We start from the raw sequence: 12,592 nt of genomic DNA on the forward strand, positions 1-12,592 counted from the left end.
CACTGACGAGCCGTTTAGCACGTAGCGCCGCTCAAACTCAATTAGTGAAAGATTGCCAGCGGAACCATGCCGACGAACCGTTATGAAACATTTCGATGTAGTCGAACAGGTCCGAGGTCGCCGTCGCGGGGGGAGGGCAGGATTTCCGGGTTCAAGGCGGGTTGAGTAATTATACGGAAGGCCGGACGAATCGATTTGCGTAAAGGATAGCGAATTGGTTCATGGCGGTCTTCCAGTCATGAGCTGCACTGCCCCAATTCGCCGTGATGTTGCGCAGGACCGGCCAGATGAGTTTGGTGGCTGCCTCGTCGGTCGGGAAGTGCCCGCGGGTCGTGATGACCTTGCGCAACTGCGAGTTGATATTTTCAATCGCGTTTGTCGTGTAGATGGTCTTGCGCACGCCTGGCGGAAACTCCCAGAGCGGGATCACGCGATCCCAGCCGTTGCGCCACATCCGCCACTGAATGACCCCGTTCGGTTACCTGCTTGACTGCCTCGATCTTGAACTCGTCCGTGTACCGCTTGCCGCTCATCCTGACCTCCTCGGTTGTCGTAAATTGTGTGATTCATAGACATCGTTTCAACTAAAATGAAGCGATGGACCGAGAGATCGCCGCGCGATTACGTTGGGTGCGCATGTATCACGAGACGGGTAATGCCGGCCTCGTATGCGCACGGTGTGGCATTTCTCGACCGACACTTCGCAAATGGCTACGTCGCTATCAGGAATCTGGCGAAGCAGGTTTGCAGTCTCAAAGCCGTCGCCCACTCGGCAGTCCGAACAGAAAGGTATCCGAGGCTGATCGCGCAACGATCCTCCGATTGCGTACCGAGCGCAAAGGCGCACGGCGGATCCAGAATGAACTGAGACTGTACGAGCAATGCGAATTATCCCTTGCGACGATTCACAAGATCTTGAGCGAAGCAGGTGCAAAGCCGTTGATTCGATCCCGTCGGCCGACGCAGCCGAAACGGTATAGCCGGCCGGTGCCTGGAGACCGCGTCCAGATGGACACAATGAAGATCGCTCGAGGTGTGTACCAGTACACGGCGATCGACGACTGCTCTAGGTTCCGGATACTGGCAATCTACCCACGCAGAAACGCCCGAAATACGCTGCTTTTTCTTGATCGCGTCATTGAGGAGATGCCGTTTCCGATCCAGCGCATCCAGACCTATCGAGGCGGCGAGTTCTTCGCCGAGTCGGTACAACGACGCTTGATGAGCGAATGCATCAAGTTCCGACCGATCCCGCCACGCTCGCCACACCTCAATGGCAAGGTCGAGCGTTCACAACTCACCGACCGCAACGAATTCTGGTCGCATCATCTGCCGACCGCGGATGCGATCGACCAACGAATTGAGGAGTGGCAGTTCGACTACAACTGGCGGCGCCCGCACGGCTCACTTGGTGGCAAGACGCCCGTCGATCGTATCGCGGAGTTAGGCGAAGTCACCCCTGTCGCGGAAGAGGTGGAAAGTGCCTACGACGAAACTAAAGAGCGACTTCGGCACCGCGAATGGCACGTCGACAAGACCCTCGCCGAACATCACCGGCGTGTGTTGAAGCGTGCGTCTCCTAACGGAGCCGCGCGCTCCAACACACAACGAAAACGGCGTCCGAAGAAGTGAAACGATGTCCGTGAATCGCACACGTAAATTATGGCTCGAAGATGTCTACGAAAGGCTGGCGGGTCCATGTCGACCAATGGCTGTCAAATTCAGCGGAAACGCACCCCAGGCGTCGATAGACTGAGGTATCCGCATCTGTCCCTGCTGCGACGTGCGGCCACGCAAACCTGCAACCGCATCGACCTCGCCCGCGAGCGGCTCGAGACGGTTATCGCCGTGTTCCTCGAACACCGGAGCTGCGCCGCGACTATCACCCTGGCCGAAGCCGCCGCATTGGTGCTAGGCTAGGCACAGCGGCGCACCCGGTACCGGACCGCTCGACGCGGCCAAGGTGGTGCATACGGCGCGCCGCCGACCACCGTGCCTTTGCCGAAGGCATCCACGGTAGCTGTCGCCCGCGCCATTCGGGCCAACGTGTGCGCGTCGAAGTTGAGCGTGGCCGCCGAGTCCCAAGACGCACTGCAAGTCACGTCCAGCCGCATGCTCGGAGCCCCTCACTCCACCGTCACCGATTTCGCCAGATTCCTCGGCTTATCGATATCCGTCCCCCGCGCCAGCGCGGCGTGATACGCGAGCAGTTGCATCGGCACCGTATGCAGAATCGGTGAAAGCGGCCCGTAGTATTCGTTGAGCCGAATCACCTCGATTCCTTCGCTCGGCACCAACCCGCAGTCCACATCCGCGAACACAAAAAGCCTGCCATTCCGCGCACTGACCTCATGCATGTTGGACCGGAGCTTCTCAAGCAGCATGTCATTCGGCGCAACGGCAATCACCGGCATCTCATTACTGACCAACGCAAGCGGCCCATGCTTAAGCTCCCCCGCCGGATAAGCCTCCGCATGAATATACGAAATCTCCTTCATCTTCAGCGCACCTTCGAGCGCGATCGGATAATGCATCCCGCGCCCGAGAAACAGCATGTTGTCTCGTCGCGCGAGCAATTCCGACCAGGCCATGATCTGCGGCTCGAGCGCGAGCACTTTCGACATCGCATCCGGCAGATGCCTTAGCGCACGTAGATGCTCCTTCTCTTCGTCGTCGCTCAACCGCCCACGCACCTGCGCAAGCGACAGCGTCAGCAGAAACAACGCAACGAGCTGCGTCGTGAAAGCCTTCGTCGAAGCCACCCCGATTTCAACGCCTGCGCGCGTGACAAACTGCAGCGCACATTCCCGCATCAACGCGCTCGTTGCAACATTGCAGATCGCGAGCGTATGCATCATCCCGCTGCGCTTCGCGACATGCACCGCCCCGAGCACATCGGCCGTCTCGCCGCTCTGCGACACCGCGACAACGAGCGTGCGCGGATTCGGCACACTGTCGCGATACCGAAACTCGCTGGCGATTTCCACGCTGGCCGGCAGCTTCGCGATACTCTCGATCCAGTACTTCGCGGTGAGGGCCGCGTGATAACTACCGCCACACGCGAGCAACAACACCGAATCCACGTCATTGAAAACCCGCCAAGCACCATCACCAAACAACTCCGGCATGATCGATGACACATCGAGCAACGTATCGGCCACCGCCTGCGGCTGCTCGAAAATCTCCTTCTGCATGTAGTAGCGATACGACCCGAGATCGGCCGCACCGCTATGCGCGGCGACCCGCTGCACAGCGCGCTCGACACGCTGGCCGGCCGCATCGACGATCCAGTAGCGGTGCAGCTGGATATCGGCAACGTCACCGTTCTCCAGGTAAGCGATGCGATCGGTAATCCCCGACAGCGCAATCGCATCCGACGCCAGAAAATTCTCGCCTTCGCCGACACCCACGACGAGCGGCATGCCATCGCGCGCACCGACGATCCGGTGCGGCTCGTCGCGGCACATCACCGCGATCGCATAGCTGCCGCGCAGTCGCGCAACCGCACGCCGCACCGCATCGAACAGGTCGCCGTCGTAAAGATGATCGATCAGGTGCGCGATGGCCTCGCTGTCGGTCTGGCTCGCGAACACGTAGCCATGCGCCTGCAGTTCCGCACGCAGTTGATCGCAGTTCTCGATGATCCCGTTATGCGACAGCGCGATGCGCGCATTGGCGTCGCTCGGCGAGAAGTGCGGATGCGCGTTGAGCGTGACGGGCGCGCCATGCGTGGCCCAGCGCGTATGCGCGATCCCGGTGTAACCCGACAGCGCATGCTCGGCGATCTCGCGCTGCAGGTTGGCCACACGATCGACGCTGCGGGCGCGCGCCAGCGCCCGGTCGCGGTACACCACGACGCCGCACGAATCGTAGCCGCGGTATTCGAGCCGCTTCAGGCCGTCGACCAGGTTCGGCAGGATGTCCCGCTGGGCGACCGCCCCGACAATTCCACACATATCGCGCTCCGTAAATGTCCTGTCTGGATCAGTGAGAGCGATGGTAGGGCGAGCCAAATGGAATTAAATTTCAAAATACAAGAACAACTGAAATGAATAGCGGATCGTCTATCATGTTGAAATTAAATTTCACGTCCTGACCGGAAGGAGCCGCCGATGGCCGGCATCACCCTCGACGATCTCGACCTGCGCATCCTCGCGATCCTGCAGGACGACGCGTCGGTGTCGAACCTGCAACTGGCCGAGCGGGCGCTGTCGTCGCCGCCCACCTGCATGCGCCGCGTGCGCCGGCTGACGGAAGCCGGCGTGATCCGTCGGCAGGTCGCGGTGCTCGACCCTGTGGCGATCGGCACGGCCGTCACCGCGCTGATCGAGATCAGCCTCGACCGGCAGACGGCCGAAGACTACGACGCGTTCGAAGCGTACGTATGCGCGGAGCCGGCCGTCACGCAGTGCTATCGCGTGTCGCCGGGGCCGGATTTCGTGGTGGTGGCGGATCTGGCCGACGTCGCCGAATACGACGAATTCGCGCGCCGGCTGTTCACCGGCGCATCGAACGTCCGCAACGTGCGGACGTTCTTCTCGACGCATCGCGCGAAATTCGAAGCGAACGCTCGGGTCACGCACGCGATGCGCAAGCGCGCGTGAGGTGATTGCACCATCATTCGCGATGCGTTCGCGCATGCCTGCGCGACGTCATCACGTCATCACGCAGCCGCGTCAGCCGCGCCCACCAGTTGCAACGGCTTGCCATACCCGAAGCAATGCGCGGGCTCCGGAAACACACGCTGCCGCACATCATGCGCGTACAGACGAATCGCATCGCGCATCACCGCATTCGCATCGGCATAACGCTTCACGAAGCGCGGCGTGTACGCATCGAATGCGCCGATCATGTCCTCGGTCACGAGCACCTGTCCGTCGCACGCGGGCGATGCGCCGATGCCGATCGTCGGGATCGTCAGCGTGTCGGTGATATGGCGCGCGAGCGCTTCGGCCGTCCCTTCGATGACGACGCTGAACGCGCCGGCCCGTTCCGCCGAACACGCGGCGTCGAACACCTGCGCGGCCGAGCGCGGGTCCATCCCCTGCGCGCGGAAGCCGCCCGTCGCGTTGGCCTGCTGCGGCATGAGGCCGACGTGCGCCATCACCGGAATGCCACGCTCGGTCAAGAATCGAATCGTGTCGCCCATCTCGCTGCCGCCTTCGAGCTTCACGGCTTGCGCGCCGGTTTCGGCGAGCAGGCGCGCGGCGGAGCGATACGCTTGCACGGGCGATTCCTGGTACGTCGAGAACGGCAGGTCGACGACGACACATGCCTGCGCGGCGCCGCGCACGACGGCCGCACCGTGTGCAATCATCATGTCGAGGGTGACGCGCAGCGTGTCGGGCATCCCGTACAGCACCATGCCGACGGAGTCGCCGACGATGATCACGTCGGCCACCTCGTCGACGAGCTTCGCCATCGGCGCGGAATACGCGGTCAGCGACACGAGGCTGCCGATGCCCTTGGTCGAACGGATCGCGGTGACGGTCTTGCGGGTGGTGCGGGTATGAGCGCTCATGAACGGAAGCCGTGTGAAGGAAGAGCCGCCACGGTAGCATCGCGCTCGTTCGTGCAATGACCTTCGGAGGACGTCTTATGGTGCTGGCGGGACAATCGGGTGACCCTTACGCGGTGCCGCCGATGGCGCGCCTGCCGAGGCCGCTGTACGTGCGTGCGTTCGGCATTCCCGGCAACGTGAGCATCGACGCGCACAGTCATCCATGGGCGCAGCTGATGTATGCGACAAGCGGGGTGCTCGAGGTATCGACGCCGTCGGGCCGGCACCTGCTGCCGCCGCACTATGCGATGTGGATTCCGCCGCACGTGCCACATGCGGTGTCGACGCGCGATTGCGTCGCGTTCCACAGCCTGTATCTCGATGCGGCGATCGCGCGCGACGACGTGCACGACGATTGCGCGATCCTCTGCATGACCCCGCTGCTGCGCGAGCTGGTGCTCGCCACGGCCGACTTACCGGTGAACTATGACGAGACGGGGCCGGACGGTGCGCTCGTCTGCCTGATCGCCGACCGGATCGCACGCATGCGGCAGGCGCCGCTGACGGTGCCGCTGCCGCGCGATCCGCGTCTGCTGAAAATCGCGCGTGCGCTGCATGCGTATCCGGGCGATACGCGCAATCTCGACGAATGGGGCCATCAGGTCGGCGCGACGCGACGCACGCTGTCGCGGCTGTTCCGGCAGGACACGGGGCTGTCGTTCACCGAATGGCGGCAGGCGGTGCGGCTGCTGGCGTCGCTGCCGCTGCTCGATGCGGGCGAGCCGATCGGCGCGGTGGCCGCGCAACTGGGCTACGACTCGACGTCATCGTTCATCGCGCTGTTCCAGGCGAAATTCCAGCTGACGCCCGGCGCGTATGCGAAGCGTGAAGCGCGCCGGCCCGTGCTGAACGCGTGACGCGGCGGCACACGCCCTCTCAGAACGCGAGCGCCTGCTGCACCGGATGGTCGGCGCCGCGCTCGAACCCCGCGCCTTCGAGCGACAGCAGCGCACGCTTGCGATCGATGCCGCCCGCATAGCCGGTCAGGCTGCCCGACGCGCCGACCACGCGATGGCACGGCACCATGATCGACACCGGATTCCGGCCGACCGCACCGCCCACGGCGCGCGCGCCGCTCATCGGCAACCCGACGCGCTCGGTGATGTCGCCGTACGTCACGAGTTCGCCGAACGGAATCGCGAGCAGTTCCTTCCATACCCGTCGTTGAAACGCGGTGCCTCGCAGGTGAATCGGCACGGAGAACGTCTCGCGCATGCCGGTGAAGTACTCGGCGACTTCTTCCGCGACCTTGCGCGCGAGCGGCGACATCGCGAGCGCGTCTGCCTCGGTCACGATCGCAACCGGCGGGAAGTATTTCTGGCCGACGAAGTAGAGGCCCGTCAGCGCATCGTCCTCGATGCGCACGGCGATGTCGCCCAGCGGGCTCGGAATCAGGTGAGCGGGAGTCATCGCGACACATCTCCATGAAGGCGCCACACGTGCAGTGCGGCATACGCGCGCCACGGCGCCCAGCGCGCCGCATGCGGCGCGGATGATGGCACACGGGCGCGTTCGGTGCGCGCGGGCAGCCACGCATCGTCGGCCGGGAACGCATTCGGCCAGGCCATCGCACGCATCGCGACGTACTGCACCGCGTGCTCGTCGAAACCCGGCAGCGCGCGCAGTGCGTCAAGCGTCGTGTCGAGCGGCGCCATCGGTTCGAGTGAGAGCGTGCCGTCGTCGACTGCGCGGGCGAGCGACACGATCGCCCGTGCGGGTTCGCGCGAGATGCCGATCGTTTCAAGCGCGGAAGGCGGCAGGGCGGCCAGCGTCGCGGCGGAGGGCAGCGCGTGCGTGAGGCCCGGCGGCGCGCCTTCGATCGATGTGCCGAAACGTTCGGCGAGGCGCGCCAGCACCGGCGCGCCCGCATGCGTCGCCGCAAGCCGTTCGCCTGCAATCGCACGGATCGCGATCTCGACACCGTCGAACGCGCCGGGGACACGCAGGCCCGGCGAGCCGCTCGCGAGTTCGCCGAGATGCGCGTCGATCACGTCGGGGCGGCTGTCGAGATCGAACAGCCGCCGCACGCGCGCGAGCACGGCCGGTACGACCGGCGTCAACGAGGGCGACACGGTGACGGCCAGCGCGAAGCGCTGCGGCACGTGCGCGACGGACAGCCAGCCGGCCACGCGCCCGTTGTCGGCGGTGGTGTTCCCGTTGCGGTTCGGCAATTCGACGACACGCGCATAACCCTGCGCATCGATCCGCTCGACACCGTCGATCTGCCGCTGCGCGAGAAAGCGCATCAGGTCGTCCCACGCGAACGGCGGGCGATACGGCAGCGGGAACGTCATGTCGCCGTCGGCCGATGCGCGGGCTCCTTTGCGCAGCCGCAACGGATTGAGGCCGTAACGCTGCAGGAACAGGTCGTTGAAGCGCCGCACGCTGCCGAACCCGGCCGTGGACGCGACGACGGCCACCGGCAGCGCGGTATCGGTCAGCAACCGCTTGGCCATCAGCAACCTGTGCGTCTGCGCGAACTCGACCGGCGACACGCCGAACTGCGCACCGAAGATCCGGCGCAGGTGGCGTTCGGTCACGCCGACGCGCCGTGCGAGCGCATCGACGGAATGGGCGTTCAGGAAACCGTCCTCGATCAGCGTGGCGGCTGCGTCGGCGAGCGTGCCGGACAGGTCGAGCAGCCCGTGGCCGGGCGCGAGCTCGGGGCGGCATCGCATGCAGGGTCGAAAGCCGGCTTTCTCGGCGGCTGCGGCGCTCGGGTAGTAGCTGCAGTTCTGCGCTTTCGGCGGCTTCACCGGGCAGACGGGGCGGCAATACACGCCCGTCGTCGCGACGCCGACGAAGAACCAGCCGTCGAAGCGGCGGTTCCGCGAAAGCAGGGCGTCGTAGCAGGTATCGGGATCGAGGCGCATGAGACGACTGTAAACCATCCCGCTCCCCGATTCTGGCTGGAATCGGACATGTGTCTCGGCGGTCGTCCCCTCGCGCGCCGGTCGGGAAAATCGGGGAAAAACGATTAATGCCATGTAGTGAAACAGTCGTCTCTTTTGCGGTTGACTAATTTGAGATGACTCATCGAAATCCCCGACTGACAGGGCATGGGCGCACGTCCTATTCTTTGAAAAACGTTTTCCAGATTGATCGGCGGAATCGGCCGTGCGCGACAGGCGCGCCGCTGTCCGCCCCGGCGCCGGTCGCCGGTCAACGAACAACGTGCGGCGCGACGGGCGCGGCCGCGCATCGGAGACATTCATGCAATCTGCCGTCGTCGGCGCCGTGCGCGCGGCCGCCAGCCGCTACCGCTGGACCGTCTGTGCGCTGCTGTTTTTCGCGACCGTCATCAACTACATGGATCGGCAGATCCTCGGCCTGCTCGCGCCGATGCTCCAGCACGACATCGGCTGGAGCCAGGTGCAGTACGGCCGCATCGTGATGGCGTTTTCCGCGTTCTATGCGCTGGGCCTGCTCGGCTTCGGGCGCATCGTCGACCGGCTCGGCACGCGCATCTCGTATGCGCTGGCGATGCTGGTGTGGAGCATCGCCGCGATGCTGCACGCGGCGGTCGGCTCGGTGATGGGCTTCGCGTTCGTGCGCGCGCTGCTCGGGATCGGCGAGGGCGGCAACTTCCCGGCCGCGATCAAGACGACGGCCGAATGGTTCCCGCGCCGCGAACGTGCGCTCGCCACCGGCATCTTCAACTCGGGCGCGAACATCGGCGCGGTGTTCGCACCGGCGATCATCCCGGCGATCGCGGTGGCCTACGGCTGGCGCGCGGCGTTCGTGATCGTCGGCGCGATCGGCATCGTGTGGCTCGCGGTGTGGCTCGTGCTCTATCGCCAGGCCGATACGCGCGCGCTCGCCGCCGAATACGACGAGCCGCGCGACGAAGCGGAAGCGCTCGACGCGGCGAACGCGAATGCCGGCGCGCCGCGCTGGGGCGAACTGATCCGCAAGCGCGAGACGTGGGCGTTCCTGATCGGCAAGTTCCTGACCGATCCGGTGTGGTGGTTCTACCTGTTCTGGCTGCCGAAGTGGCTCAACGAATCGCGTGGGATGGACATGCAGCACATCGGCCTGCCGCTCGTCTGCATCTATGCGCTGACGACGGTCGGCAGTATCGGCGGCGGCTGGCTGTCGTCGATGCTGCTGCGTGCGGGCTGGAGCGTGAACGGCGCGCGCAAGACGGCGATGCTGATCTGTGCCTGCTGCGTGCTGCCGATCGCGTTCGTGTCGCAGGTGCAGAGCCTGTGGGCCGCGGTGCTGATCGTCGGCCTCGCCGCCGCCGCGCACCAGGGCTGGTCGGCGAACCTGTTCACGACGGCATCCGACCTGTTCCCGCGCCGCGCGGTGGCATCGGTGGTCGGCATCGGCGGGATGGCCGGTTCGATCGGCGGCGTGCTGTTCTCGGAAGTGATCGGCCAGGTGCTGCAGCGCACGGGCCACTACTGGGTGCTGTTCGCAATCGGTGCGTCGGCCTACCTGATCGCGTTGGGCGTGATGCACCTGCTCACGCCGAAGATGAAGCCTGCGCAGCTCGACGCGTGATGGTGTGATTGTGTAATCGCGTATCCGCAAACGAACGCGCCGCCCAAGGGCGGCGCGTTTTCTTGTGCAGGCGCGAAAACAGGGAACTCAGCCGGCCGCGGCCGTCGACGCGCGCATGATCAGCCGCGGCTCGAACGTCGAGTAGCTCGCATCGGTGCGGCCCGCGAGCGCATCGATCAGCTTCTGCATCGCGAGCTCGCCCATGTTCTCGCTCTGGATGTCGACGGTCGTCAGCGCGGGCGCCGCGTATTCGCCGTACGGCACGTTGTCGATGCCCGCGACCGACACATCCTGCGGCAGCCGGAAGCCGAGCGACGCGGCTTCCTTCATGAAGCCGAGCGCGATCAGGTCGTTGTAGCAGATCACGGCCTGCGGGCGCTGCGGCCCGAGCATCACACGCGAACACGCACGCTCGCCGGCCTCGGCGGTCGGCGCATGCGCATCGTGCACGTCGAGCGTGAGCCCGGCTTCCGCGAGACAGTCGCGCGCGCCCTGGATCCGTTCGTCGTTCACGCGTGCGGTGCCGAAGCCGAGATACGCGATGCGCGTGTGGCCGAGATTGAGCAGGTGGCGCGCGAGCATATAGGTCGACAGCCGGTTGTCGATGCCGACGCTCGGAATCGGCAGGCCGGGGCTGCGGCGCAGCAGCACGAGCGGCTTGTTGAGATCGAGCATCCAGCCGGCTTCGTCGTCGGGCATCCGCGTGCTGACGATCAGCCCGTCGACGCGTTGCGCGAGCGCTTCGATCAGCGAACGTTCGCGCGCCTGGCTCTCCTCGGTATCGACGAGCAGCAGCGTGTAGTCGTGCTGCAGCGCGACGCGGTTCGCGCCTTTCACCACGTTCGTGAAGTGCGGGTTGCTGATGTCGAGGATCACGAGGCCGATCGTGCGCGTGCGGCCGGTGATCATCGAGCGCGCGAGCGGGTTCGAACGGTAGCCGAGCCGCTCGATCGCCTCCTTGAGCCGGGCCTCGACGGTCGGCGAGAAGCGCTGCGTGCCGTTCACGTACTTCGATACCGTCGCGACCGACACGCCGGCTTCCGCCGCCACGTCGCGGATCGTCGGGGAAACTTTTTTCATTCGAAGGGTAACGTTTTCGTTCCGTAAGGCCGGATTGTGGCAGAAAAAGGGCGCGCGCGGCCACGCGCCGATATCGGGAAAGTGCGGATGGCTGCGGACGGGTTCGGCCATTGACGTTCGGCAGCACGCCCGCGTATAGTTGGAAAACGTTTTCCGATTCAGTCAGATTTCAGGTCAGATTCAAGGAGAGTCAATGAACGCCTCATCCACCGGCGCGCGCAAACCGTTCGGGCGCCTGCTGCTGACGGGCGCGGCCGGCAACCTCGGCCGCCAGTTGCGCGGCGCGCTCGCCGACTGGGCCGACGTCGTGCGCGTCAGCGACATCGCGACGCTCGGCGACGCGGCCGCGCATGAAGAAACCCGCGTCGTCGACCTGGCCGACCGGGCCGCGGTGATGCAGCTCGTCGACGGCGTGGACGCGATCGTCCACCTCGGCGGCATTTCGGTCGACGCGCCGTTCGACGATCTCGTCGGCGCGAACATCACCGGCACGTACAACCTGTACGAAGCCGCGCGCAAGCACGGCGTGAAGCGCGTCGTGTTCGCGAGCTCGAACCATGCGATCGGTTTCCATCCGGTCACGGAAGTGCTCGACGCCGATTCGCCGCTGCGCCCCGACAGCCTGTACGGCGTGACGAAGTGCTTCGGCGAATCGCTGTCGCGCTACTACTTCGACCGCTTCGGGATCGAAACCGTGTGCCTGCGGATCGGCTCATCGTTCGAAGTGCCAAAGAATCCGCGCATGCTCGTGACGTTCCTCAGCTACCGCGACTTCATCGAGCTCGTGCGCTGCTCGCTGCTGACGAACCGCGTCGGGCACGCGATCGTGTACGGCGCGTCGGACAACCCGGTGAAGTGGTGGGACAACACGAAGGCCGGCTTCCTCGGCTTCCGCCCGCGCGACAGCTCGGAGCAGTTCGCCGGGCTGTTCCCGGTGACGGCGCCGACCGCCGACTACGACGATCCCGCGCAGCGGTTCCAGGGCGGCGGGTTCGTCGTCGGCGAGCCGATGGAGCGCGACGCGTCGTAAGCGTCGCCGGCGTCGCACCTCAGCGCAGGATATCGGTCGCCTTGTGCCGCGCGTCGACGCCGTCGATCAGGATCAGCTGGCCGCTCGCGTGCCGCGCGCGCAGCGGCTGAATCTGCCGGTACGCATCCGATTCGTACCACGCGCGCGCCGTGTCGAGATCGGGAAACGCGATCGCGATGAGGTCGCCGCGCCACGCGCCTTCACGTACCTCCGGCCGCGCGCCGTGAATCACGAAATGTCCGTCGTACGGCGCGAGGGTGCCGTCGATGCGTTCGAGGTATTCGACGATGTCGTCGCACATCTCGACGTCGTGCAGGTGGGCGATGGCGTAGGCGGTCATGGCGGGCTCCTTGATGCGATGCGGTTCGTGCATCGATGGAGCCATCATCGCGGCGCGGGCGGCGCGCGTCGACTAC

The 12,592-nt window shown here is 65.2% G+C and carries 11 protein-coding genes and 3 pseudogenes; 5 read left to right on the forward strand and 9 right to left on the reverse strand.

Translation table 11 applies throughout. The annotated features are described in order from the left end of the window. Positions 1 to 6: 6 nt before the first annotated feature. The 3 pseudogenes from LGM56_RS14940 to LGM56_RS14950 form a co-directional block, all read right to left on the reverse strand. Positions 7 to 121, reverse strand: a pseudogene (locus LGM56_RS14940) (IS3 family transposase); the annotation flags it as partial. 48 nt (positions 122 to 169) lie between these two features. Next, positions 170 to 451: pseudogene (locus tag LGM56_RS14945) on the reverse strand (transposase); the annotation flags it as partial. Continuing rightward, a pseudogene (locus tag LGM56_RS14950) lies at positions 435 to 533 on the reverse strand (transposase); the annotation flags it as partial. The pseudogenes LGM56_RS14950 and LGM56_RS14945, both read right to left, overlap by 17 nt. A gap of 64 nt (positions 534 to 597) precedes the next feature. Here LGM56_RS14950 and LGM56_RS14955 point away from each other — a divergent pair. Beyond that, a complete protein-coding gene (locus LGM56_RS14955; protein ID WP_226205390.1) occupies positions 598 to 1,632 on the forward strand; it encodes an IS481 family transposase in 1,035 nt (344 codons plus the stop codon). 494 nt (positions 1,633 to 2,126) lie between these two features. On the opposite strand, the gene glmS is transcribed toward LGM56_RS14955, so the two are convergent. Continuing rightward, positions 2,127 to 3,956 (reverse strand): glutamine--fructose-6-phosphate transaminase (isomerizing), encoded by a 1,830-nt coding sequence (gene glmS, locus LGM56_RS14960; RefSeq protein ID WP_174947408.1) that lies wholly within the window; start codon positions 3,954 to 3,956, stop codon positions 2,127 to 2,129. 156 nt (positions 3,957 to 4,112) lie between these two features. Here glmS and LGM56_RS14965 point away from each other — a divergent pair, with 156 nt between their 5' ends. Beyond that, positions 4,113 to 4,604 carry an Lrp/AsnC family transcriptional regulator gene (locus tag LGM56_RS14965; RefSeq protein WP_021160045.1) on the forward strand — a complete coding sequence of 164 codons (492 nt, stop codon included), beginning with the start codon at positions 4,113 to 4,115 and terminating at the stop codon, positions 4,602 to 4,604. A gap of 59 nt (positions 4,605 to 4,663) precedes the next feature. Here LGM56_RS14965 and panB read toward each other — a convergent pair whose 3' ends face one another. Then, positions 4,664 to 5,521: a 3-methyl-2-oxobutanoate hydroxymethyltransferase gene (panB, locus tag LGM56_RS14970; protein WP_226205392.1), complete on the reverse strand. Its 858-nt coding sequence runs from the start codon at positions 5,519 to 5,521 to the stop codon at positions 4,664 to 4,666. A 77-nt stretch (positions 5,522 to 5,598) separates the two neighbouring features. Between panB and LGM56_RS14975 the strand changes: the two genes are divergently transcribed. Beyond that, positions 5,599 to 6,417: an AraC family transcriptional regulator gene (locus LGM56_RS14975; protein WP_226205394.1), complete on the forward strand. Its 819-nt coding sequence runs from the start codon at positions 5,599 to 5,601 to the stop codon at positions 6,415 to 6,417. 19 nt (positions 6,418 to 6,436) lie between these two features. Here the strand turns inward: LGM56_RS14975 and LGM56_RS14980 are convergent, their stop codons facing one another. Both LGM56_RS14980 and LGM56_RS14985 read right to left on the reverse strand, forming a co-directional pair. After that, a complete protein-coding gene (locus LGM56_RS14980) occupies positions 6,437 to 6,970 on the reverse strand; it encodes a methylated-DNA--[protein]-cysteine S-methyltransferase (RefSeq protein WP_226205396.1) in 534 nt (177 codons plus the stop codon). After that, the gene (locus LGM56_RS14985; protein ID WP_226205398.1) at positions 6,967 to 8,451 is read right to left on the reverse strand and encodes a bifunctional transcriptional activator/DNA repair enzyme AdaA; all 1,485 of its coding nucleotides are present in this window, start codon (positions 8,449 to 8,451) and stop codon (positions 6,967 to 6,969) included. Before LGM56_RS14985 ends, LGM56_RS14980 begins: the two co-directional genes overlap by 4 nt. Positions 8,452 to 8,773: 322 nt before the next feature. Between LGM56_RS14985 and LGM56_RS14990 the strand changes: the two genes are divergently transcribed. Continuing rightward, on the forward strand, positions 8,774 to 10,066 hold the full coding sequence (locus LGM56_RS14990) for an MFS transporter (protein WP_089497766.1): 1,293 nt from the start codon (positions 8,774 to 8,776) through the stop codon (positions 10,064 to 10,066). Between the two features lie 87 nt (positions 10,067 to 10,153). On the opposite strand, the gene LGM56_RS14995 is transcribed toward LGM56_RS14990, so the two are convergent. Then, a complete protein-coding gene (locus LGM56_RS14995; protein ID WP_226205400.1) occupies positions 10,154 to 11,257 on the reverse strand; it encodes a LacI family DNA-binding transcriptional regulator in 1,104 nt (367 codons plus the stop codon). A gap of 82 nt (positions 11,258 to 11,339) precedes the next feature. On the opposite strand from LGM56_RS14995, the gene LGM56_RS15000 reads away from it, so the two are divergent. Continuing rightward, positions 11,340 to 12,176, forward strand: coding sequence for an NAD-dependent epimerase/dehydratase family protein (locus LGM56_RS15000; RefSeq protein ID WP_089474111.1), 837 nt, complete (start codon positions 11,340 to 11,342; stop codon positions 12,174 to 12,176). 19 nt (positions 12,177 to 12,195) lie between these two features. Here LGM56_RS15000 and LGM56_RS15005 read toward each other — a convergent pair whose 3' ends face one another. Then, positions 12,196 to 12,516 carry a DUF1330 domain-containing protein gene (locus LGM56_RS15005; protein WP_226205402.1) on the reverse strand — a complete coding sequence of 107 codons (321 nt, stop codon included), beginning with the start codon at positions 12,514 to 12,516 and terminating at the stop codon, positions 12,196 to 12,198. Between the last annotated feature and the right edge of the window lie 76 nt (positions 12,517 to 12,592).

The sequence above is a fragment of the Burkholderia sp. AU38729 genome, from assembly GCF_020419725.1.
In the GTDB taxonomy this organism is placed as follows: Bacteria; Pseudomonadota; Gammaproteobacteria; order Burkholderiales; family Burkholderiaceae; genus Burkholderia.